Source organism: Amycolatopsis sp. NPDC089917, assembly GCF_040684635.1.
GTDB lineage: Bacteria > Actinomycetota > Actinomycetes > Mycobacteriales > Pseudonocardiaceae > Amycolatopsis.
In genome coordinates this window covers 12084-33661 of sequence record NZ_JBFBGL010000078.1, presented here as the reverse complement: position 1 = coordinate 33661, position 21578 = coordinate 12084, and the positions used below count along the sequence as shown (strand labels likewise).

At 67.7% G+C, this 21578-nt stretch carries 21 protein-coding genes and 1 tRNA gene; 15 read left to right on the top strand and 7 right to left on the bottom strand.

Features of this window, described 5'->3' with window-relative positions:
• Positions 1-129: 129 nt before the first annotated feature.
• Positions 130-570, top strand: coding sequence for an SRPBCC family protein (locus AB0N89_RS36115; protein ID WP_364214542.1), 441 nt, complete (start codon positions 130-132; stop codon positions 568-570).
• On the opposite strand, the gene AB0N89_RS36110 is transcribed toward AB0N89_RS36115, so the two are convergent.
• Positions 554-1177: a hypothetical protein gene (locus tag AB0N89_RS36110; protein WP_364214539.1), complete on the bottom strand. Its 624-nt coding sequence runs from the start codon at positions 1175-1177 to the stop codon at positions 554-556. The genes AB0N89_RS36115 and AB0N89_RS36110 overlap by 17 nt on opposite strands.
• A gap of 102 nt (positions 1178-1279) precedes the next feature.
• The gene (locus AB0N89_RS36105) at positions 1280-1645 is read right to left on the bottom strand and encodes a metalloregulator ArsR/SmtB family transcription factor (RefSeq protein WP_364214536.1); all 366 of its coding nucleotides are present in this window, start codon (positions 1643-1645) and stop codon (positions 1280-1282) included.
• 507 nt (positions 1646-2152) lie between these two features.
• Here AB0N89_RS36105 and AB0N89_RS36100 point away from each other — a divergent pair.
• The 3 genes from AB0N89_RS36100 (at position 2153) to AB0N89_RS36090 (ending at position 4444) form a co-directional block, all read left to right on the top strand.
• A complete protein-coding gene (locus AB0N89_RS36100) occupies positions 2153-3079 on the top strand; it encodes a hypothetical protein (protein WP_364214533.1) in 927 nt (308 codons plus the stop codon).
• A 367-nt stretch (positions 3080-3446) separates the two neighbouring features.
• On the top strand, positions 3447-3740 hold the full coding sequence (locus tag AB0N89_RS36095; RefSeq protein ID WP_364214530.1) for a hypothetical protein: 294 nt from the start codon (positions 3447-3449) through the stop codon (positions 3738-3740).
• 640 nt (positions 3741-4380) lie between these two features.
• Positions 4381-4444, top strand: a tRNA-Leu gene (locus tag AB0N89_RS36090).
• Between the two features lie 503 nt (positions 4445-4947).
• Here the strand turns inward: AB0N89_RS36090 and AB0N89_RS36085 are convergent.
• Positions 4948-5913, bottom strand: a complete 966-nt coding sequence (locus AB0N89_RS36085) for a TetR/AcrR family transcriptional regulator C-terminal domain-containing protein (protein WP_364214527.1) — start codon at positions 5911-5913, stop codon at positions 4948-4950.
• Between the two features lie 169 nt (positions 5914-6082).
• Between AB0N89_RS36085 and AB0N89_RS36080 the strand changes: the two genes are divergently transcribed.
• From AB0N89_RS36080 to AB0N89_RS36065, 4 genes are read left to right on the top strand one after another with little or no spacing between them, the layout of a single operon-like run.
• Positions 6083-7108: an acyl-CoA desaturase gene (locus tag AB0N89_RS36080; RefSeq protein WP_364214524.1), complete on the top strand. Its 1026-nt coding sequence runs from the start codon at positions 6083-6085 to the stop codon at positions 7106-7108.
• A gap of 36 nt (positions 7109-7144) precedes the next feature.
• Positions 7145-7786, top strand: coding sequence for a GPP34 family phosphoprotein (locus AB0N89_RS36075; RefSeq protein WP_364214521.1), 642 nt, complete (start codon positions 7145-7147; stop codon positions 7784-7786).
• Between the two features lie 54 nt (positions 7787-7840).
• Entirely contained in the window at positions 7841-9232 is a 1392-nt protein-coding gene (locus tag AB0N89_RS36070; RefSeq protein WP_364214518.1) for an NAD(P)/FAD-dependent oxidoreductase, read from the top strand.
• A 32-nt stretch (positions 9233-9264) separates the two neighbouring features.
• Positions 9265-10284, top strand: coding sequence for a hypothetical protein (locus tag AB0N89_RS36065; protein WP_364214515.1), 1020 nt, complete (start codon positions 9265-9267; stop codon positions 10282-10284).
• Between the two features lie 63 nt (positions 10285-10347).
• Here AB0N89_RS36065 and AB0N89_RS36060 read toward each other — a convergent pair whose 3' ends face one another.
• Together AB0N89_RS36060 and AB0N89_RS36055 are read right to left on the bottom strand one after the other, a co-directional pair.
• Positions 10348-10719: a hypothetical protein gene (locus AB0N89_RS36060; RefSeq protein WP_364214512.1), complete on the bottom strand. Its 372-nt coding sequence runs from the start codon at positions 10717-10719 to the stop codon at positions 10348-10350.
• A gap of 93 nt (positions 10720-10812) precedes the next feature.
• The gene (locus AB0N89_RS36055; protein WP_364214509.1) at positions 10813-11799 is read right to left on the bottom strand and encodes an AraC family transcriptional regulator; all 987 of its coding nucleotides are present in this window, start codon (positions 11797-11799) and stop codon (positions 10813-10815) included.
• A gap of 203 nt (positions 11800-12002) precedes the next feature.
• Between AB0N89_RS36055 and AB0N89_RS36050 the strand changes: the two genes are divergently transcribed.
• The 4 genes from AB0N89_RS36050 (at position 12003) to AB0N89_RS36035 (ending at position 16619) form a co-directional block, all read left to right on the top strand.
• The gene (locus tag AB0N89_RS36050; RefSeq protein WP_364214506.1) at positions 12003-12716 is read left to right on the top strand and encodes a helix-turn-helix transcriptional regulator; all 714 of its coding nucleotides are present in this window, start codon (positions 12003-12005) and stop codon (positions 12714-12716) included.
• Between the two features lie 41 nt (positions 12717-12757).
• Positions 12758-13549, top strand: coding sequence for a metalloregulator ArsR/SmtB family transcription factor (locus tag AB0N89_RS36045; RefSeq protein ID WP_364214503.1), 792 nt, complete (start codon positions 12758-12760; stop codon positions 13547-13549).
• A 41-nt stretch (positions 13550-13590) separates the two neighbouring features.
• On the top strand, positions 13591-14400 hold the full coding sequence (locus tag AB0N89_RS36040) for a DUF3800 domain-containing protein (RefSeq protein WP_364214500.1): 810 nt from the start codon (positions 13591-13593) through the stop codon (positions 14398-14400).
• Between the two features lie 65 nt (positions 14401-14465).
• Positions 14466-16619 carry a germacradienol/geosmin synthase gene (locus tag AB0N89_RS36035; RefSeq protein WP_364214497.1) on the top strand — a complete coding sequence of 718 codons (2154 nt, stop codon included), beginning with the start codon at positions 14466-14468 and terminating at the stop codon, positions 16617-16619.
• Positions 16620-16631: 12 nt separating this feature from the next.
• On the opposite strand, the gene AB0N89_RS36030 is transcribed toward AB0N89_RS36035, so the two are convergent.
• A complete protein-coding gene (locus AB0N89_RS36030; protein WP_364214494.1) occupies positions 16632-17819 on the bottom strand; it encodes a beta-1,3-glucanase family protein in 1188 nt (395 codons plus the stop codon).
• 303 nt (positions 17820-18122) lie between these two features.
• Between AB0N89_RS36030 and AB0N89_RS36025 the strand changes: the two genes are divergently transcribed.
• The 3 genes from AB0N89_RS36025 to AB0N89_RS36015 all read left to right on the top strand — a co-directional run bounded on the left by AB0N89_RS36025 (position 18123) and on the right by AB0N89_RS36015 (position 20455).
• The gene (locus tag AB0N89_RS36025; RefSeq protein WP_364214491.1) at positions 18123-18746 is read left to right on the top strand and encodes a sigma-70 family RNA polymerase sigma factor; all 624 of its coding nucleotides are present in this window, start codon (positions 18123-18125) and stop codon (positions 18744-18746) included.
• Between the two features lie 332 nt (positions 18747-19078).
• On the top strand, positions 19079-19384 hold the full coding sequence (locus tag AB0N89_RS36020) for a hypothetical protein (protein WP_364214488.1): 306 nt from the start codon (positions 19079-19081) through the stop codon (positions 19382-19384).
• A gap of 156 nt (positions 19385-19540) precedes the next feature.
• The gene (locus tag AB0N89_RS36015) at positions 19541-20455 is read left to right on the top strand and encodes a LysR substrate-binding domain-containing protein (protein WP_364214485.1); all 915 of its coding nucleotides are present in this window, start codon (positions 19541-19543) and stop codon (positions 20453-20455) included.
• On the opposite strand, the gene AB0N89_RS36010 is transcribed toward AB0N89_RS36015, so the two are convergent.
• Complete coding sequence (locus AB0N89_RS36010; protein ID WP_364214482.1) at positions 20452-21444, bottom strand: small ribosomal subunit Rsm22 family protein; 993 nt, start codon at positions 21442-21444, stop codon at positions 20452-20454. The genes AB0N89_RS36015 and AB0N89_RS36010 overlap by 4 nt on opposite strands.
• Positions 21445-21578 lie beyond the last annotated feature (134 nt).

The window sequence follows — 21578 nt, the reverse complement described above, 5'->3', positions numbered from 1 at the left end:
ACACCTCGGCGAGCTGTGACATCACCCGCCACCACACACAGGGGTGCCGCGGGTTTCCGTTGCGGCGGAAACGGCTATGTCCCGAACATCAGCCGTGACCGCGGCTGGTCGTTCCCGAAGGAGGTTGTGGTGGCCGCTGTCGCGCATTACGTGGAGGTCGATGCCCCGGCTCAGGCTTGTTATGACTGGTGGCGGTCGCTGACCCGGTTGCCGCAGGTGTTCTCCGATGTCAAGACCGTCGAGGCCGTGGACGGTGACGCGACCCGGACCCGATGGAAGGTCGATGGTCCGCTGGGTTCGACGGTGGAGTGGGAGGCACGGATCGTCGAGGACGCCGCACCGCACAAGATCGCCTGGGCCACTGTCGATGACGCCGATCCGGATGTGAAGAACGCCGGCGTCGTCCGGTTCGATGACAAGGGCGACGGCCGCACCGGCGTCGAGATCTCTTTCGAGTACGAGCCCCCGGCGGGAAAGCTGGGGGAAGCGGTCGCCTCGCTGCTGGCCGACCCGCAGAACAAGGTCGAACGAGCCGCGGCGGAATTCAAGACCGTCATCGAAGCCCGCTAGTTCCTTTCCCAGTAACGGAGACCAATCCGTCGACGACTTCAGCAAACCTGGCCCCGGCAGCTCCCTCCCCTCGCCGCCGGGGCCAGCTCGTCGCGAGTCTCAGCAGCCGCAACCGCTTGGTGGGCTTGAGATGTGGGGCAAGCGAACCGCGGCCTCTTGCGTCGTTGGGAAAGGGCCACCGTTCGTGTCCAGAAGGAGAAGCGATCCCGGCGATCTGGTCACCGGCGCGGGCCAGTATCCGGTCCCCGGCCCGCAGCTCCGCCGGAGCGATCACGGCTTCGCGCCCGGCGCGCAGCACGGTCACCGTGTAAGGCACGAGCGCGAGTAGCGCACGCAGGCCGCGGCGGGTGCGGCTGAGGGAGTAGTCCTCCAGTACCTCGCTGATGGAGAACAGGAACGCCAGCATCGCCGCTTCGCCGAACTGGCCCAGCACCAGCGCGCCCGCGATCGTCATCAGCGTGTCGACACCGATCCGTTTACGCCGCAAGGCTTTCAGTGTTCCGGGGACGAACGTCCACCCGCCGATCGCGGCGGCCGTCAGGTGCAGCACGGTCTCGGTGACCTCTGAGCCCAGCCACCCCGCGAGGAACCCCGCACCGAGCAGCACCCCGGCGACGGCGGCGAACTGGATCTCCCGGCCCTCTCACAACCCGTTGCGGGCGCTCGGTCTCGTCGTGACCGTCCTCGCCGGGGCCGCAGCAGATGTCGCTCATGCCGGTTCCCCTTCCACGATCGTGCCGACGGCGGCGTCGAGCAGCCGGTGCCCGGTCGTGTTGAGCCGGCACATCACCAGCTTCCCGTCCCGGCGCGAATCCACCAGCCCGGCTGAGCGCAGCTGCCGCAGGTGATGCGACACCAGCCCCTGCGACGACGACCCGACGATCCACGCCAGATCACAGACACACAGCTCGTCGCCGATGTGCAGGGCGTGCGCGATCCGCAAACGCGTCGGGTCCCCGAGCGCGCGCAACTTCTCGGCCCGCCGCGTCAGCTCGTCCGCCGGTGGCAGCGCCGTGCGCAGGCCCTCGACGTGGTCGAAATCGATGCACAGCAGCTCGCAGCGGTCCTCACCCACGCCGTCAATCTCACGAACGTCGATATGTTCAGGAGGCTTCGGCGTCGGAGCGGCCACTGATAATCGGTCCGGCATCGTGGCCAAACCCTATCTTTCCTGCACGTCACGCGATGAGTAGTATTCCGGCCTGGAAAGAACGGTGCTCCGGCACAGCAGTTTCGCTCCGTGGATCAGGGACATCCGGTGGTATCGCCGTCATCGTTCCCACGTAGTGATAGACGTGAACCTCAACTTTGGCCTTTAGGACCAGCGCTAGCCCGCACGAGGCAACCTGTCCGCGACGGCCAGTACTCAAAGTGATCGATATCGGGAGCCAGTACGACGCTCACGCGTTCTCTGTGGTGCAGTCATGTGTCTCCCGTCGTCGTGGTGGTGACGCAGTGAGATCTGCCTGAGTGTGCTGGGCCGTCCGTTCACGCGGTAATGCTCGGCGTCCCTTGCGTGGATGGCGGGTGCGGTCGATTCTTGTCCCCGGTTCACGAGAACCAATGCACCTCGTTCCCGTAGATGCCGGTGATCGAGGATTTGGGTGCTGTCATATCCAACGAGGGGATTTGTCGAATGTCACTGAGACGTGTTCTCGTCGTCGTCGTTTCCGGCCTGCTGGCCGCGGTTTTCGCGGTCAGCGCAACCGGCGCGGCACAAGCACAGTCGTTCCTCGATGCGCTACCGAACGCACAGACGACGACGGCCGGTCCGGTATCTGTGGAGGGCGGTCTGACTGTCTCTAACCCGGGTAACCAGAGTGCCAGGGTAGGCGTGGGCGCCAGCGTCCGTATCACGGCCACTGGCGGTACTGCGCCGTATACCTTCACCGCCTCAGGTCTGCCTCCGGGCTTCGTGATCAGCTCCAACAGTTCCCACGCCGTCGTGTCCGGAGTAGCGAGCCAGGCCGGCACGTTCGCGGTCACGGTCAACGTGCGCGATTCGGCGTCACCACAGAACACCGGCTCGACGACGTTCACCTACATCATCACCGGCGGACCCAGCCCCTGTGGTGATCTCATCGACAATGGTGGCTTCGAATACGGCACCTCCCCGTGGGGCTGGACGTCCACCGTGCTCGGCAACATCAGCGGCCAGAAACCTCGTACCGGTTCCCAGTATGCGTGGCTGGACGGCTACGGCGAGGTCCACACGGACACGTTGACGCAGACGATTCGGATCCCGGCCGGGTGCAAGCGCACACTGAACTACTACCTCTACATCGAGAGCGCGGAGACCACCACCACGGCCCAGAACGACACATTGACCGTGACAGCGAACGGCACCACGATCGCCACGTTCTCCAACCTGAACAAGGCTCCGGGATATGCGCTGCGCACAGCCGATCTGTCGGCCTTCGCGGGCCAAACGGTCACCCTGACCTGGACCGGTACCGAGAATGCTTCACTGCCGACAAGCTTCGTGATTGACGACGTATCCACCAGCTGAACAACGCCACCGCAGGAACTGTGCGGGCCGGCGTCGATGTCCACTCCGATCAGGAGGTTGTGCACGAACAGCCCGAGCAGGACAGGCCAGGTGACGGCTACGCTCGTGACGGCCAGGGGTCGTGCCCAGGGCGTTGGTGGATTTCGACGGAAGGCGTCGACCGGTCCCTCGTTCCTCGTCTTCTCGACCACGTCCGGCAGCCGGTTCGCGGCGGCCGGGCTGACCGTTCGGCAGCGCAGACGGGCCCTGGCCAGCAGCCAAGCATCACCGCGTCCTCTTTCTGACGTATGCGGTAACCCGCCCCCAGTGCGTTAGCGTTCGGGCAAGATGTCGCCACTTCGTCACGGGATAGATCAGACTGAGTGCCATGCGGCGACGGGAATTCACAGCGGCGGAAGTAGACGAACTGGACAGGGACGTGGCGGAACTCGCCTGGCGATGGGCGCGACGGCTAACTGGCCTGCCCGCCGAACAGGCACCCTTTGGTCCGGTCGATCCCCGCATCAGTGACAAGAATCGAGCCGACGCGCACCTAGCCCGGCTCTACGTGCTCACCAGGCTCCGGCAATGCGCCGATGCCCGATCGGATGCGGACGTCTTCCACGCCCAGCAAGCTGGCGCTGCACATCAGGACGTCGTCAAGGCCCTCGATCTCAGCTGACCGTAGTGGTCCGCAGCGCAGCCGCTTGTTCCAGACAATGTCCTATTATCCGGAACAAGACGTCTCCGGCCGGAAAGCGACCTGGGCGGAGTGAACCGACGTGTTATCCGGAACAAGGAGTGTGATGGGGACCGTGACCGCGATCCGGACCGCCGAGCCCGCCCAGCAGCTCGGTGATAACCGGCGTTCTCACCGAGCGTCTGGCGGCCGAACTGCAGCAGGTCCGGTTTTCGGTTACTGATCACTGCGACGACAGGATGACGCTACCACCACCCTGCTGTCGTTGGCCGGGGTTTGAATAAGGGTCTCGACTTCGACTACGAACCACGCGTCCGCGAGCTCGCAAACCTCCCCTGGGCCGTCGCGTCGATCGACATGGACGGCGCCGAGCGTCGCACCGAAGTCCGGCGCGACCGCGAGCTTGGCACACACCTCGTGGCGGACGTGGCATCCAGCGCGGGCTGAATTCTCATCCAGCCGGCCGCGAGCTGTCGCCTGCAACGCGGGCCAGTGCCGTCTCCGATTGGGCTCCGCTGCCGACGTAGAGCCCGACACGGCATGGCACGACGCGATACTCGCCGCAGTCAGAGGTTCGCGTTGACCTGCGCGAATGGTCAGAATTTGTCACCACGCGGCACTCGCCGACATGGCGGGGGAGGCGTCTTGTAAACAGAAGGTCAGGGGTTCGAGCCCCCTTGGCGGCTCAAGATCAACATAGCTCTCGAACTGCCGACATGGCGCGTTTTGCGAGTTTTATTCATGTTTCTCGGCGCCATCGGGCTCCGTTTTCGCAGGCGTGCCTGAGTGACTCGGTCGGAGGCCGGCGCGCAGGATGTGCTTCCCAGGGCCCTGGCGAGGCATGGGCGGAGGTCCACGCCGCGAGCGGCTCAGGTTCAGGCAAGATGCCGATGGAGCGAGCACGTGCGAGTTCCCTGATGCGCGAAGAAGCTGATTCGATCAACGCTCGTGACGGCAACGGCCGGCCGATCCGCACGCTGGAGAATCGCCGCGAGTGGCGCGAGGATTCCGACCGGCTCGCGAAGTGGTTCGAAGGACTTCATGTTCGCGAGCTGCGGACAGGGAACGGGGCGCATCCGGCTAGGGAAACTCATGGACATGGCCGAGGCTCTGGATTTCCCGCCCCTCCTCTCGGCCCGAAGACTGGCTGCGCGCACGAACTCGCGGCGATCACTGTCTTGATCGCGCCCTATCGCGCGGGAAAGGGCTCGCCGACCAGGATCGCGAACCCGTCGAGATGCCTGCCGAGGCTGTATTCGAACAGTTCGTCGATGTCGGGAGCCATTTCCTCGTGCACCCTCGCCAGCAACGGAAACCGCCCGCTAGCGAACAGCTCCTCGGTCCGCGCCTGCTGAGCCTGCAACCACCTGGCGAGCGTCACCCCGGTCTCCTGCTCGGCCTCCACTTCGTCCGCTGTGGACAGTGCCGCGTTGATTACCAGCGAGTGCAGTGCCAACGCCTCCTGCATGCACGTGCGCAGCGGGAGGCCGAGGTCGTCGAGGGCGCGCAGGGTCCACTCGGTGTGCACCATCATGTTCGGCGCGAATGATGGCCTCGTGAACGAAATCACCTTGGCCAGCCAGAGGTGCCGCCAGCACAGCGCCCACTGCCGCCGCGCGACCAGTTCGAGTTTGGCCCGCCATCCCGCGGGTCCCGGATCGGGTAGCTCCGCCTCGCCGAAGACCAGGTCGGCCATCTGCGTCACCAGGTTCTCCTTGTTCTCGATGTGGCGATAGAGCGACATGGGGCCCACTTCCAGTTCGGCGGCGACCCGGCGCATGGACACGGCGTCGACGCCTTCGACGTCGGCGATCGCGATGGCGGTCCGCAGTAGACGCTCCCGGCTCAGTGCCTGTTTGGCGCCGCGCACCGGACTCGGGGGCAGCAGGGAGTCCGGGGCCCGGCCGGACCGCGGTGGCCGGGCGGTGGAGGCGCTGACCACCGTGCCCGAGCCGACCTTCGTTTCGACCAGCCCGTTTTCGCGCAGGGTGGCCAGCACCCGGGTCGCGGTCGCGATCGCGATCCGCCAGCGGTCCGCGATCTGCCGGATGGACGGCAGCCGCTCTCCTGGCTGAAGATCACCGGACCGGATCCTGGCTTCGATCTCCCCCGCGATGCGCAGGTAGAGCGGTTCCGGCTGAGCTCCGGACGACATGCGTTTCCTCCCGTTCCTCTCGCCGACACCGTTGAAGTGAACTAGTCCACTTCAACTAGACTAGTGCACTTCTTTGCGTGTTTCCAAGGGAAAATGTTGACCGATCGACCCATTCTGAGACACCGTACGCAGTAGTTCACTACACCGTACGCACCTTGGTTAGGCGATCATGACTCCCAGCACCCGTCCGGCGGCGCGAACCGCCAGCGACTTCGCGCGCCTGTCCCACCGCATCTCCGCTCTCGGCCTGCTCGAACGGCGCCCGGCGTACTACGGGATCAGACTTACCGCGGTCGCCTTGCTGTTCGCGGGCGGCTGGGTGGCGTTCGCCCGCATCGGCGATTCCTGGTGGCAGCTCACCGTCGCCGCGTTGCTCGCCGTCGCGTTCGGACAGATCGCCCTGGTCTCGCACGATCTGGCCCACCGCCAGGTGTTCCGCACCAGGCCGCCGAGCGAAGTGACGGGCAGGCTGGCCGGGAACCTGGCGATCGGCCTGAGCTACGGCTGGTGGATGGACAAGCACACCCGCCACCACGCCAACCCGAACCATGCCGAACTCGATCCCGACGTCGAGCCGGACATCCTGGTCTGGTCGAAGGCGCAAGCCAGGGCCAGCCGCGGACTGCCCCGGTTCATCGGGAAATGGCAAGCCTTCCTGTTCTTCCCGCTGCTCACGCTCGAAGGCTGGAACCTGCACTACTCGGGGATCCGCGCGGTCTTCCGGTCGAAGCTGAAGCACCGGTTCCTCGACGCGGGCCTGCTCGTCGCGCACTTCGCGTGGTACTTCGGGGTGGTCTTCGCGGTGCTGACACCGCTCAAGGCACTGGTCTTCGTCGCGGTGCACCAGGGACTGTGGGGGATCTATCTGGGCTCGATCTTCGCGCCCAACCACAAGGGCATGCCGATGTTCAGCGGCGACCAGCGGCCGGACTTCCTGCGTCGGCAGGTGCTGACTTCACGCAACGTGCGCGGCGGCCGGCTCGTGGACAACGCGCTCGGCGGGCTGAACTACCAGATCGAGCACCACCTCTTCCCCAGCATGCCCTCGCCGAACCTGCGCCGGGCGGCGCCGGTGGTCCGGGAGTACTGCGCCGAAATCGGTGTCCCGTACACCGAAACCGGCTTCCTGGACTCCTACCGGCAAGCGCTCCGGCACCTTCATCAGGCCGGCGCTCCTCTTCGCGCCGTCCGGTGAACCCGCACTTTCACAGCACAGAGGAAAGGGAACGGCGTGCCGGAACTCACCATCGCCGAAGAAGTCGTCCTGATCGCCCTCGACAGCGAGACCGGCGGAGGCAAGATGCGCCTCGGCCTCGACTGGGCGGTGGCCGGGGCGATCATCGTCGAACTGGCCCTCATCCAGCGGATCACCTTGGGCGACAACGACATCGTCACCGTGCTGGAGCCGGTCGCGACCGGGGTCGGGCACCTGGACGCCGTGCTCGCCGACATCGCCGACGGGGTGAAGGTCTCGAAAGCGCTGCGCCGGGCGCGCGGCGGCGCACCCGATCGCACCATCGCCGCGCTCGTCGACCGCGGCGTGCTCCACCGGAGGCGGACCTGGCTGCTCGGCATGGTCCCGGCGCACCGCTATCCACTGAAAGAGACCTCCGTCGCGACCGGTATCCGTGTCAGGCTGACCGCGACCGTCCTCAAAGGACACGACCCGGACGAACGCACCGCCGCGCTGATCGGTGTGCTGCACGCCGCGAAGCTGTGGCAACGAGCGGTACCCACCGGCGAACGCAAGCGGATCCGGGAGCGGATGGGGTCGATCTCGCAGGGCCAGGCCATCAGTCCCGCGGTGCGCAAGGCCATCGTCCGGACGCAGGTCGCCATCGCCGCGATGGCCGCCGCGTCGAGCAGCCACTGAGCCACCACCGAACCGAACTCCGGCTTCGACCGGGCGATCAGACAGGAATACTTGATGCTGAACGAAATCGAGACCGACTACCTCGTCATCGGCGCGGGCGCGACGGCCATGGCCTTTGTGGACACGTTGCTGAGCGAAACGCAGGCGACCGTGACCATCGTCGACCGCTACCACCGGCCGGGCGGGCACTGGACCATCGCCTACCCCTACGTGCGACTGCACCAGCCGTCCTCCATGTACGGCGTGAACTCCCGCCCGCTGGGCGACGACTCGGTCGACCGGACCGGCTGGAACGCCGGGCTCGGCGAACTGGCGGGCGCGGACGAGATCCGCAGCTATTTCGACCAGGTCATGCGGCAGACGTTCCTGCCGTCAGGGCGGGTTTCCTACTTCCCTATGTCCGAATACCACGGCGCCGGACGCTTCAGCCGGACCACCTCCGGCGAGGAATACCAGGTGATCGTGCGACGGAAGATCGTGGACACCACCTATCAGAGCGTGACGGTACCGGCCATGCGGCCGCCGGAGTTCCCCGTCGCCCCGGGCATCCCCGTCGTTGCGCCGAACGAGCTGGCCGCCCTCCGCGAGCCCTGCGACCGGTACGTCGTCGTCGGGGCAGGCAAAACCGGGATCGACGCCTGCCTCTGGCTTCTGGAACAGGGGGTCGCCCCTGCGAACCTGACCTGGATCATGCCCCGCGCGCCGTGGCTCATCGACCGGGCCACGGTGCAGCCACGCCCTCTTCGCCAGGCGGAAGACATCGCGAAGGCCCACCTGGCCAAACACGAAGCCATCATGGGCGCCGGATCCATCCCCGACCTCTTCGACCGGCTCGTCGCGGCCGGCGCCCTCCTGAGGATCTCCCAGGACGAGCGGCCGACGATGTTCCGGTGCGCGACCGTCTCACGGGCGGAACTGGAACAGCTGCGCAAGATCGAAGACGTCGTCCGGCTCGGGCGGGTGAAGCGCATCGACGACACGAGCATCGAGCTCGACGGCGGCACGATACCGACCGGCCCGCGCGTGGTGCACGTGGACTGCACCGCGGACGCCGTGAAAAAACTCCCCGTCGTCCCGATCTTCCAGGACGGGCTCATCACCCTGCAGTCGGTTCGGGTGTGCCAGCCGGTGTTCAGCGCCGCCCTCATCGCCCACGTGGAGACGGCCCATCCCGACGACACCGTGAAGAACGAGCTCTGCCCCGTCACACCGAACCCGCAGACCGACGTGGACTGGCTCCGCTTCGCGCTCTCCGGCAACGCGGAACACCTGCGCTGGGCAGGCAACAAGGATATCGGCGCCTGGTTGGAACGCTCGCGGCTGCATCCGGACATGGCCCCGCCGATGCCGGAGGACCCGGCGGAACGGGCCGCCGTCGAGCAGGTGGCCGCGAACATGGCCCGCGCACAGAACGCGAAGCTCGAAGAACTCCTGAACGCACGCTGATTTTCGCCGCGACAGAAAGGAAGAACGGACCGATGACACAAGTCGAGAAACGGCGTCGGAATCGTGCGCCGTGGACGCTCGCGCTGCTGACCACGCTGTGCGCGGAACTGACGTTCACCGCGGTCGCGCTGCCAGAGACCTGGCTGCTCCTGCCCTTGCTCGTGGTGATGTACGGGGCGGGCGTCCTCCTGATCCGCGAGGCCGTCGTGCGTGTCGGCGGCGGCTGGCCGAGCCTCGTCCTGCTGGGGGTGGCCTACCAGCTCGCGGAGGACGGGCTGGGCCTGCAGGCCCTGACCAGTCCTCGGATGTATGGGGCCGCCGACTGGGGCTTGCGAGCCCTCGGCGTGAACTGGACGTACTGGGAGTCGCAAATCGGCGTGCACGTCGTGCTCAGCGTGCTCGTACCCATCGGCCTGGCGAACCTCCTGTTCCCAGCTCAACGCGCACGGCCCTATCTGGGCAAGCGTGGCTTGGTCGGCGTCGGCGCGCTGGCGATCGTGGGCGTTTTCGGGCTCCGCTTCCTTCTTTCGCCGATCCTGGACGCCGGATACCGGACGCCCTGGGGCTGGACGGTGACCTTCCTCGTTCTCATCGGCGTGCTCTGGCTGCTCGCGCTCGCCGTCGTTCCCCGCCGCCGTCCCACGAAACACCGTCAAGCGGCCCGCACCGTCCCGCGCCCGGGAGTGGTCGGGTTCGTGTCGCTGTACCTGACCATGGCGTTCCTGACCACGCTGCTCCCGCTCGGGCTCGGGACCGATCTGCTGTTCGGCGACCTGATGCCGCAACCCCTGCGGCTGGTCTTCGCGGCCATGACCGCCGTTCCGTTCGGCTGGCTGGTCCTGCGCTGGCGGACGGCCGCGGCCTGGAGCGACCGGCATCGCGTCTGGCTCATCGGCGGGATTCTCGTGTCGCACACCGCGTTCATGATGCCCGGATCGGTGACCTCCGTCGTCGTCGGTTCGCTGACCCTCGCGGCCGAGGTCTGGGCGCTGGCGGCTCTCGCCAAACACGTCGGACGACGAGCAGCCGCAGGCACTCCGGCCTGGGCTTAGGCAGAGTCCGCGAAAGCCTCCTTGAGGGGACTCTGAGTGGGATCCACCGGTGTGTCTGGTCCTTCACCGGCTGACCGCCACGGCCGCCTCCCGCGCCGGACGGATTCGGCTCAGCTGCAGGAGGCTGAAGCCGAACAGCAGGACACCGAGCGGGACGTGGACCACCGTCACGTGCGCGATCCCGAGGAAGACCTGCGCCAGCGTGAGTCCGAGGAACACGGCCGCCGGCAGGATCGGCTTGGGCGAGCCGCCGCCCGGCCGCCATACGAGGACCGCGGTGAGCACGTGCAGCATCGACACGACGAACAGCGTGTAGGCCGTGGCGCTGTGCAGCGCGTGGCCGCTCGGCACGCTCAGCAGGAGGCCGGCGGTGATCGGGGTGAGGAAGACGGCCAGGGTCTGCACGGTGATCGCGACGCGCAACGGGGTCGGCATGTGAACTCCTTCGGGACGAACGTGTCACCACGTCGACGAGGGAGCGGCCGGAAAGGTGACAGCGTCGACCGGGCTCGCGCCGCCGGCGGGGTTTCAGGACCGCAGCGTGTGGCTGGGCAGCTCGCCGAAGGCTTCGCGGTAGGCCGCGGTGAACCGGTCCGGCTCGGCGAAACCCCAGCGGGCGGCGATCGCCCTGACGGTCGCGCCCCGCGTCGGGTCGGCGGTCTGCAGGGCACGGCGAGCGCGTTCGAGCCGCACCCGGCGGACGAAAGCCGTGGGTGTGGTGCCGTAGTGGGTGCGGAACGCGTATTGCAGCGCGCGGGGCCCGGTGCCGGCGGCGGTCGCGATCTCCGAGAGCCTCATCGGGCGTTCGGCGTTGGCGTCGATATAGGCCACCGCCCGGCGTAACGCGGCCGACGCGACGCGGCCGGGTCCGCGCGAGGAGAGCCGGGTCATCGTGGCGTTGGGGAACGTGTGCAGTGCCGCGATCGCCAAGGAGCGGGTCATCTCGTCGGCGATCAGGGGCGACGCCATCGGCGACGGATCGTCCATCAGCGCGCCGTTGGCCAGCTGCACGAGGGCCCGCCAGTAACGGTGCATCGGCGCCGACACCGGCCGGACGGCGTCGAGGTGCAGCTGCCCCGGAGGAATGTCGAAGGCGTCTTCGGCGATCTGATCGAGCCGCTGGACCGGCAGCCGCAGCACGCTGAGGTTGATGTCGTGCATGGCGAAGCCGACCGGGACGCCGACCGGGCACGCGGCGACGGCGCCCTTCGTCAGCTCCATCCTTCCTTCGGCGGGCGTGGTGATCGCCACCTGGCCCGCGTTCACCACGAAGAACAGCAAATAGCCGAACGGGTCGGTGGTCTGGGTGTAGTCCAGGGTGCTCCGGATGCGATCGCCCGCGAAGGCCGGAATCTGACTGCTGCGCACCGCGAACCGGGTGTCCTCCCCCGCGCGGGCGAACCGGGAGCGGGTCCCGACGAACGTCCGCCGCATGAACTCGGTGATCTCCTCCTCGACCGCGGACGAGATGGAGGACCGCTCCGGCGCTTCGTCGAGGGCGTCGTTCACCGGCATCGTCGCCTCCCGGTCGAAATCGGCCCGCGGATCGCCGGTCGATCCTACTCGCCCCGAACGTGTTTTCGGCCGCTGAGAACGAAGCTCGTCATCACGGAGCCCGATCGCCGAACCCCTCCGGATGCGAAGCACCACCCCCTGGAAAGCGAAGCCGAACCGGACGTGGGATTGCCACGGCGGATCCGGCGGCGCTTCATACAGCCATGAGCGTCGAGCCGACCAGCCTCGCCGTGACGGCGACCTCCGCACGGGCGTTGCTCGTGGATGCCGGGCGAGCACGCGCTCGGGCAGAACAGTGCGGCGTGGAGGCGTTTCAGCACTACCTCGCCGTCCGGAGCGCGGTCGCGGCGGCGCGGGAGAGATCCTTCACCGCCGTCGAACGATTGAAACAGACACAGCAACTCATCGAACGGACTCGCCGGCGGCTCGTCGAAGGCACGGAACGTTCCGCCGGACGCCAGCGAGGCGACGGGAACTCATTCGGTATCGCTCCAGTCGCCCTCACCGCCGAGGATCACCGCGACATCCACCCGGACACCGTGCGCCGTGCGGTCGCCTTCATCGACGGCAACGCCCACCAGGACCTCACCGTGGCCGACATCGCCGCGGCCATCAACGTCAGCGTCCGCACGGTTCAGGCCGCTTTCCGCCGCCACCTGGAGATCACGCCGACGGGTTATCTGCGGCGGGTCCGTCTCGCGCACGCCCACGCGGATCTGGTGCTGGCCGGACCCGGCAGCACGGTCAGCGACATCGCCGCCCGGTGGGGCTTCTTCCAGCCCGGCCGGTTCGCCGCCTCCTACCGCACCTTGTACGGCTGCGCACCGCGCGAGACCCTCCTGCGCCGTGGCCACGACAGCGCTTGCGTCGTCTGCCGGCTGCCGTCCGTCTTGACAGGCAGCCAGAAGGCTGCCTAACCTGAGAAGCAGCCAGGAGGCTGCATATCAGGGAGGTCGGCGTGGACGAGGTGTTCAAGGCGCTGGCCGACGCCAGCCGCCGCGGACTGCTCGACGACCTGAACGCCCGCAACGGGCAGACCCTGCGTGAGCTGTGCGCGGGGCTGGACATGGCGCGGCAGTCGGTCAGCAAGCATCTGGCCGTGCTGGAGGCGGCCAATCTGGTGACCACGGTGCGGCGTGGCCGCGAGAAGTTGCACTACGTGAACGCGGAGCCGATCAACGCGATCGCCGAGCGCTGGATCGACCGGTACCACCGGGGCCGGGTCGGCGCGCTCGCCGATCTCAAACGCGCATTGGAGCAGGAACCCATGAGTGGCGACGAATTCGTCTACACCAGCTACATCAGGACGACACCGGAACGGCTCTGGAAGGCGTTGACCGACCCGGTCTTCACCAAACAGTACTGGGGCTGCGAGTTCACCTCGGACTGGAAGCCCGGTTCGACGATGGCCTGGGACCAGCTCGGCGTGCGGCTGGAGGACGCCGAGCAGGTCGTGCTGGAATCCGACCCGTACCGGCGGCTGTCCTACACGTGGCACACCTTCACCCCGGAGTTCGGCAAGTCCGTCGGGCTCGACGACGACGTGTCGGCGAAGCTGCAGGCCGAGTCGAGGTCGAAGGTGACGTTCGACCTCGAACCCGTCGGCGACACGGTGAAGCTGACCGTCGTCCACGACGGTTTCGACGAGGGCAGCACCGCGCTGGAGATGGTCAAGGGCGGCTGGCCGTCGATTCTGTCGAGCCTCAAGACGCTGCTGGAGACCGGCGAGCCGCTGCCCGAACCCGCGTAACCGGGTCGACCGCGCCGTCGTGATCGGGCACGATCACCACCGTGCCCCTGGAGATCGCCTGTGACGAGTCCGGGTCCGAGGGCGAGAAACTGATCGGCGGGCAGACCGGCGTTTTCGCGCACGCGGGGGTCCGGCTGAGCGTCGACGAGGCCGCGGGCTGCCTGGCGGAACTGCGGCGCAGGATCCGTTCGCCCGCGGTCGAGTACAAGGCCAACCACCTCCTCCGCGCGAAGCACCGGCGGGTCCTCGAATGGTTCCTCGGGCCGAGCGGTCCGGTCCACGGGCGGGCGCGGGTGTACCTCGTGGACAAGAAACTGCTGCTGGCGAACGAACTCCGCGCGCTCGTCGGCCCGGCGATCCCGCCGGACGACGCGATCCTGGCCGCGTTCAACGACGTGCTGCGGACCCGTAATCGCCGGGATCCGGCGGCGGGGTCCTTCTTCGCGATGGCCGGGGACTCCGGGGAACTGCGGGCGAAGGTCGCCGAGGTGCGCGAAGCCAAGGTCCTCGATCCTCTCGTGCCCGCGATCCTCCGCGCCGTCGAATACTGGAGCGCGGGCGGGGAGCAGGTCTTCCTCGTCCACGACGAACAGCCGTCACTCAAAGGGGAACGGCTCGCCCGGATCGAAGCGAGTCCGGGGCTGGCCGGGCTGAAATTCGTGGATTCGCGGACGGATCCGCGGGTGCAGGCCGCAGATTTCCTGGTCGGGGTCGCCCGGCGGATCGCCGAGGACGAAATGAACGGGAACGGTGACGCGGTATTGACCGCGTTGCTCGCACCGTATATCGATCCGGCGTCCCGCTGGGGCCGATTCACCCTTTGGCACGCCGAATCGCTCGGGTGGCCGTAGCCCCGCGCGGCGGCGGGCTGGAAACGTCGAGACGTATTCGACGCCGGCCAGGGAGGCAATCGCAGATGCAGGCTTTCACCTTGCCCGAGTTCTATGTGCCGCATCCGGCCAGGATGAATCCGCACCTCGAAGCGGCGCGGGCGCACAGTATGGCCTGGGCCAGGGAGATGGGCATGCTCGGTTCGCCCGCGCCGTCCGGTGACGTCGTCTGGACCGAGCAGGCGCTGGCGAAAATGGACTACGCGCTGCTCTGCGCGCACACCCATCCGGACTGTGACGGGCCGTCCCTCGATCTGGTCACGGATTGGTACGTGTGGGTGTTCTTCTTCGACGACGATTTCCTCGCGCAATTCAAATACACCCGGAACACCGAGGGCGCGAAGGCTTATCTCGACCGGCTGGAACGGTTCATGACCGGGCCGGGGGAAACGGCCCCGGAACCGGAGAACCCCGCCGAAGCCGGGCTCAAGGATCTCTGGGCACGGACCATTCCTTCGATGTCGGAATCCTGGCGACGGCGGTTCGTCACCAGCACGCACAATCTGATGGTCGAATCGCTCTGGGAACTGGACAACATCGACCGCGGGCGGATCGCGAACCCCATCGAGTACGTCCAGATGCGCCGTCGCGTCGGCGGGGCGCCGTGGTCGGCGAACCTGATCGAGTACGCCGTCGGCGCCGAAGTGCCGGACAGGATCGCGGCGACCCGGCCGATGGAGGTGCTGCGCGACACCTTCGCCGACGCCGTCCACCTTCGCAACGATCTCTTTTCCTACCAACGTGAAGTGTGCGAAGAGGGCGAGAACTCCAACGCCGTCCTCGTCTTCGAGAAGTTCCTCGACCGGTCGACACAGGACGCCGCCGAGCTCACCAACGACCTGCTGACCTCGCGGTTGCAGCAGTTCGAGAACACCGCGCTCGTCGAGGTTCCCGCGCTGCTGGCCGAATACGACGTCTCGCTGGCCGAGCAGGTCGGGGTCGGCCTGTACGTCAAGGGCCTGCAGGACTGGCAGTCCGGCGGCCACGAATGGCACCGGCGGTCGAGCCGGTACATGAAGGAGAGCACGGACGGCGACCGTTCGCCGAACCGGCTGGGCCTTGGCAGGCGGATCCGGCAGCAGGCGCCCGCGCCGTTCGCGAAGGTGGGGCCGCTGCCGCTGCCGGAATTCCGGATGCCGTACCCCGTCCGCACCAGCCCCCACCTCGCCGCCGCGCGCGAGTACGCGCCGGGATGGGCGCGGGAGAGGGGGATGTTCGAGGAGGGGATCTGGGACGAACGCCGGTTCCGCGGCATCGACCTGGCGCACTGCGCCGCGATGATCGACCCGGACGCGGACCTCGAACGGCTGAAGTTGTCGACCGACTGGCTCACCTGGGGCACTTACGGCGACGACTACTTCCCGCTGACGTTCGGCCTGAAACGGGATCCGGTGGCCGCGAAGCTGTGCAGCGACAGGCTTTCCCTCTTCATGCCGCTGAACGGCGAGCCGGTGCCGAAGACGGCGAATCCGTTCGAACGAGGTCTCGCCGATCTCTGGAATCGCACCACCGGACCGCTCACGCCTTACGCGCGGGCGGGGTTCCGGCGGGCGATCGAGAGCATGACCGCGAGCTGGGTCTGGGAGGTGGCGAACCGGGCGCAGAACCGTATCCCCGACCCGGTCGACTACGTGGAGATGCGACGACGGACGTTCGGCTCGGACCTCACGAAGAGCCTGGCCCTCCTCGAAATCGGCGACGTCGTGCCGCCGGAACTCCACCAGAACCGCGTGCTGTCCGAGCTCGACACCGCGGCGCAGGACTACGCGACCTTCACCAACGACCTGTTCTCGTACCAAAAGGAGATCGAGTACGAGGGCGAGGTGCACAACCTCGTGCATGTCGTCGAGCGGTTCCTCACTGTCGGCCGGGACGAGGCCCGCGACATCGCCGCCCGGCTGATGAACGCACGGATGGACCAGTTCGAGCAGCTCGCCGACGAGGACCTGCCGCGAATGTGCGACGACCTCGGGCTCGACGACGAGGTCCGCGCGGTGGTGACGAGCTACGCCGGGCACCTGAAGGACTGGATGGCGGGAATCCTGGAATGGCACCGGAACTGCGCGCGGTACACGCCTGAGGAACTGGAACGCGCCCGCACTCCCGAGCCGCCCGCGTTCTCCCTGGAGCCGAGTGGGCTCGGGATGTCGGCCTGGCGGATCGGAAGCGGGGCGCGCTAGAGGACAACGGGGCTAGAAGGCCGTCAGGGTGATCTTCGCGGTCCGCGGGTCCCCGTCGTGCACCAGCGACTCGAAGTGCCCGACGTCGTCGAACGCGAATCCGTACGCCTTCCCGTCGACCATCTGCTCGTGCACGATCCGCGAGTAGTGGTCGGTCACGGTCCCCTTGTAGAACGGGCCCGCGTCATAGGTCGGCTGAGTGTGCAGGGAACCGAGGGTCGACCGGTGCAGCGCCGCGCACAGCGTCCGCGCGATCGGGCCGACGACCTGGTCGTTCGGCGCCTGCAGCCGCCCGTCGCAGTTGAAGACGTCGCGGGTGCTCGGCTTGCCGAACGACGCCACCTCGGCGCCCGAGGTGTTCGTGAACCGCATGACGTCGTCCCCGCCGGTCTTGCCGGTGAACTTCTTGCCGGGGTCGGCCTCGAACGGGACCACGGTCAACGGCGTCGACTTGTAGGTGTTCCAGGCGCTGGTGACGTAGCCGTCGAGGTAGCTCCCGCTGAACTTGCCGGTGTCGAGCCCCTTGCCCGGCGCGAGGACCCGGAGGTCGTTGTACACCAGGTTCCCGAAGCCGGACTGGCCTTTGACGCCGTTGAAGATGTTCGCGCGGCCGCCCGGCTTGAGGCGTCCCGCCTCCTTGTTCTGGCCGGCTCCGTTCGTCAGCCCGACGGCGTGCGGCACGCTGAACATGTCCACCTGCGAGCTGTTGATGAACAGCCCGCCGTTGTCGTAGGTGAATTCGCTCCAGTCGAACAGGATGTTCCGGTTCGGATCGCCGTCGGCCCACGGCGCCGGCTGCACCAGACCGTCCGGGGTCAGGAAGAACTTGATCTTCTGCCCGAACGACATGTAGACGCGGCCCGAAAGCATCCGAGGGATCTTCAGCGTGGTCGAACCGCCGTTGCCGGGGCCCCCGATCGCGACGTCCGGCGCGGGGCTCGGCGGGTTCGCGCCGGGCGGCCATGGGGTGAAGGCGCCGCCCGCGTTGACGTAGCCGAGCTTGCCGGTGTTGAGGTTCGTGCCCAGCACGTAGAGGTAGACCGCGTCGGAGCGGTTCGAATTGTTGGTGACGGTCAGCGGCAGCGGATCGGGACCGGCGGCGGCCGCGGTGGGCGCCGAAAGCGCCGAAACTCCGGTGACCAGGGGGAGAGTGACCGCCAACGCGGTCAGGACGCGCCGGATTTTCTTACGGATGCGCACAGTTCACTCCTCGGCGGAATCCCGCCGCGGAACGCGAACGCGCCGCGGCGGTGCTTGCGGATGTCGGCCGGGGGCGCGTTCCCGGCCTGGGCGTTGACCTTGGCGAGGGGTCTCAGCACGGGAAGTTACGTCCCGGTCGGCAACGTGTCCAGACCACCGGTGGGAATCTGTCCGGTTTCTTGCCCCTAAAGACACTTTGTGGCGGACCTTCGTCGATTGAGGTGGCCGGATGTCTCGACTACCGTGGTCCTCGTTCCGTCCTGGACCTCGGCGGCCGGGTTTTCATCCGTGGGGAGCGGGGCGATGGACGGCGACGAGTTTCCGGTGCGCAGAACCGGTGGCGGTGAAACGTGGATTTCGCCTGCCTGCTGGGACGAATTGGCCAAGGCGGCGGCGGACGGCGCGCCGCACGGCATGGACGACCTCATGGCCGCTCTCGTGCCCTGGGCGTGGCAGTACGCCGAAGCCCGGCTGGGCGGCCGCGACCTGACCTATCTCGAACCGGCGGACGTCGCGCAGGAGATCTGCCTCGCGGTGTTCGTCGCGGTTTCCGGCTACGGCCTGCGCGGCGGGTCCTTCCTGTTCCTCATGCGCGCCATCGCGGCGAACAAGGTCGCCGACGTCTACCGCAAGGCGGCGCGGAGCAAGCAGGTGCTGACCGGGGAGCTCCCCGAGCGCCCGGCGGTGGCCGCGGAGGAACCGGAGCAGCGCGCGCTGCGGACCGACCTCGGGGTCCGGCTCGGCAGGCTGCTGCGGATGTTGCCGGTGTCCCACCGGGAAGTGCTGGGAATGCGGGTGATCGGCGAGCTGACGTCGAACGAGACGGCGGCGGCGCTCGGCACGACGTCGTCCCGCGTCCGGGTGACCAAACACCGGGCGATCAGCAGGCTGCGGGCCTGCGCTCAGCGCCAGGACGTCTTCAGCTGAACACCGACCAGCAGTCGTGAATCCGGACCAGCAGCAGCCGGAAAAGCGGAATCTCCCGCTTGGCACGGGTTTCGAGAATGCGAACGCACATGGCCCCTCCAGAGCTCGCCGACGAGCGCCGTTGCCGAGGGCCAGGACAAGCGGACGTGGTTCCACCCTAAGCGCGGAACGGGACCCGGAACCGGCTGAACGGTGGATCGGCGCCCGCCTGGGCCATTACGACGATCATGGTTCCGCTCTTCGGGCTACCGCATTGGTGCTGAAGACGGTCCGATCGCGCCACCCGTGTCTGGGAGAAACCGCGCTTCCTCGCTTCGGAAACCGGTTCGGTGGTGAGCGTGGAGCACGCCCGCGTCCTGTGCGGGGACGTCATCACCGACGTGACCGGTTCGGAAGCGGCCCGGCGACGGCCCGTTTTCGTGCCCGAAGCGATCGACAGGGGCGTGAAATCGATCATCGCCGTGCCGATCCAGGCCGGTGCGATCAAAATGGGCGTCGTCGACTGCTACCGCGAACCCGCCGGGCTTCCTTCGAGTGAGGGCCAGGCGGAAGCCCTTACCCGCGCGGAAGCGGCGGTCGCCCTCGCCGCCGCCGAAGACGTGGTGCTGCGGCGCGTCACGTTCCGGTCCGAGCTGTGACGGGACCCGGCTGCCCGGGGTCCGCACCGCCGTCCGGCGATAATCTCGAAATTCTCGCGGTGGCGACCGGAATCATGGACCGGACAAGGGAAATCCCGGGCTGAACGATACCGATTCGGCGCTTGTCCGGCTTCCGGCCATACCTAAACTGGTTGGGTGTTCTCCCTGGAACAGCTGGTGAGTTTCGTCGCGGTGGCCGAGGAACTGCACTACGGCCGGGCGGCGGAACGGCTCTCGATGACGCAGCCTCCGTTGAGCAGGAGGATCCAGTTGCTGGAGCGTGAACTGGGCGTCGAGCTTTTCGACCGTACGCACCGCACGGTCCGGCTGACACCCGCCGGACGGGTTTTTCTCACCGAGGCAAGGAAAATACTGCGTTCGGCGCAAGAAGCGACGCTGTATGTCCGCCGGGCGAAGAAGGGCGAGGTCGGGGCCGTGACGCTCGGTTTCACCGCCACCGCGGCGTATTCGTACCTCGAACGCGTCCTCGCCGCGGCGAACGCCGAGGTGCCCGGAATCGATCTGGTGCTGCGGGAAATGGTGACCGCGGCGCAGGTGGAAGCGCTGCTGGCGGGCGGGGTCGACCTCGGCATGGTCCGGCCGCCGGTGATCGGCGGCGACATCGTGACCCTGCCGCTGTGGCGGGAACCGCTGCTGGCGGCGTTGCCGTCGGCGCATCCTTTGGCGCGACGCAAGAAGAATCCCGACGTCCGCGACTTCGACGGCGAGCCGTTCATCATGTACTCGCCGTCGGAGTGCCGCTATTTCCACGACGTGCTGGTGGCGCTTTTCCGCACGGCCCGGGTGGTGCCGGACTACACGCAGTACGCCAGTCAGGCGCATACCGTTCTCGCGTTGGTCAAGGCGGACCTCGGTGTCGCGCTGGTGCCGGCCGCGGCCGCCGCGCTGCGGTTCGAGGGTGTCGTGCTCCGTCCGGTGGACGGTGTCGAGAGCCGTCCGGTGGAACTGGAACTGATGTGGCGGCGGGGCAACGACAATCCGGCGCTCGGCGCGTTGCTCACCGTCATCGGCAACCTCGCGCGGCGAGCCCGCCAGTCCACTGTGGACTAGCCGGGCCAGCCGTCGCCCCATTCGGCGTCACGGGCCGTGCGGTAGGCCGTGCCGTGCCGTTTGGTGACGATCGTTTCGGTGAGCCCGCTTTCGGCGCACAGGGCCAGGCTGACCATGCCCTTGCGTTTGGCCGGATGCCGCAGGATCCGGCTCTCGGCCCGCTCCGGCGCCGTGCGCGAGGCGACGACGTAGGAGAACTTCTCGTCCTCGAAGCCGAGCGTCCCGGATTTGAGCTGGCGATGCAGCCCGGTGCGCGGGAGCCGGGCGGAGAAATGGCACCAGTCCTTGCCGCGCGGGATCGGGCAGGCGTCTTCGTGCGGGCAGGGCGCGACCAGGGAGAGGCCGAGCCCGACGAGCTGATCCCGCGCTTCGACGATCCGTTCGTAACCCGCGGGGGTGCCGGGTTCGATCAGCACCAGCATCCCCGCCTTCGCCGACAGCCAGTGGACGACGTCGGCCCGGCGGGCCTCGGGCAGTTCGCCGAGGACATAGGAGAGGGTCACCAGATCGGCGTCGGGTGCCGGGGCGGCCGGGTCGATCAGGCCGCGCCGCCAGGTCGAGCCGCGGACGGCCCGGTCGCCGGCGCTGTCCGCGAGCCGCCGACCCAGCGCGATCGCGCCCGCGACCTGCTCGACGACGGTGCTCTCCTCCAGCGACGGCCACACGTCGGCCGCCGCCCAGATCGCGGCCCCGGTCCCGCCGCCGATGTCGATCTGCGTGCGCGGAGCGAACCCGGGCGTGCGGAGGGCCGCTTCGGCGAGAACAGCGTGTACGGCCGCGTAGGTGGCAGGCATTCGGTAGCCCGCGTACGCCGCGATGTCGGCTTCGGAGGAGAGGATGGGCGCGCTCGCGGGGGCGTTCTCGCGGTAGCGCGTGCTGAGCCGCTCGACGGACTGGGTCAGCCTGTTCTGCGGGTACCTGCCCAGCTCTTCGTCGAGGGCGGAGCGGAGGGTTTCAGGGAGAGCGGACACGGTCGAGGATTCTCGCATGGGTGGTTGACCTGCGGTTTTCCGCCTGCTCGAATATCCGCGGAAAAAACTTCTGGGACCGTGTCGAAAGCGGGGGAGCCCGTTCGACGCGTAGATGTGGCAGGGACGAGCCCCGCCGGGAACGGAGACTTGGG

Bases quoted from the DNA above. Each gene is read 5' to 3' on its own strand.
- AB0N89_RS36100 (WP_364214533.1), top strand. From the start codon at position 2,153: ATGCCGGTGATCGAGGATTTGGGTGCTGTCATATCCAACGAGGGGATT.
- AB0N89_RS36095 (WP_364214530.1), top strand. From the start codon at position 3,447: ATGCGGCGACGGGAATTCACAGCGGCGGAAGTAGACGAACTGGACAGG.
- AB0N89_RS36085 (WP_364214527.1), bottom strand. From the start codon at position 5,913: ATGTCGTCCGGAGCTCAGCCGGAACCGCTCTACCTGCGCATCGCGGGG.
- AB0N89_RS36080 (WP_364214524.1), top strand. From the start codon at position 6,083: ATGACTCCCAGCACCCGTCCGGCGGCGCGAACCGCCAGCGACTTCGCG.
- AB0N89_RS36070 (WP_364214518.1), top strand. From the start codon at position 7,841: ATGCTGAACGAAATCGAGACCGACTACCTCGTCATCGGCGCGGGCGCG.
- AB0N89_RS36065 (WP_364214515.1), top strand. From the start codon at position 9,265: ATGACACAAGTCGAGAAACGGCGTCGGAATCGTGCGCCGTGGACGCTC.
- AB0N89_RS36060 (WP_364214512.1), bottom strand. From the start codon at position 10,719: ATGCCGACCCCGTTGCGCGTCGCGATCACCGTGCAGACCCTGGCCGTC.
- AB0N89_RS36055 (WP_364214509.1), bottom strand. From the start codon at position 11,799: ATGCCGGTGAACGACGCCCTCGACGAAGCGCCGGAGCGGTCCTCCATC.
- AB0N89_RS36050 (WP_364214506.1), top strand. From the start codon at position 12,003: ATGAGCGTCGAGCCGACCAGCCTCGCCGTGACGGCGACCTCCGCACGG.
- AB0N89_RS36035 (WP_364214497.1), top strand. From the start codon at position 14,466: ATGCAGGCTTTCACCTTGCCCGAGTTCTATGTGCCGCATCCGGCCAGG.
- AB0N89_RS36025 (WP_364214491.1), top strand. From the start codon at position 18,123: ATGGACGGCGACGAGTTTCCGGTGCGCAGAACCGGTGGCGGTGAAACG.
- AB0N89_RS36010 (WP_364214482.1), bottom strand. From the start codon at position 21,444: ATGCGAGAATCCTCGACCGTGTCCGCTCTCCCTGAAACCCTCCGCTCC.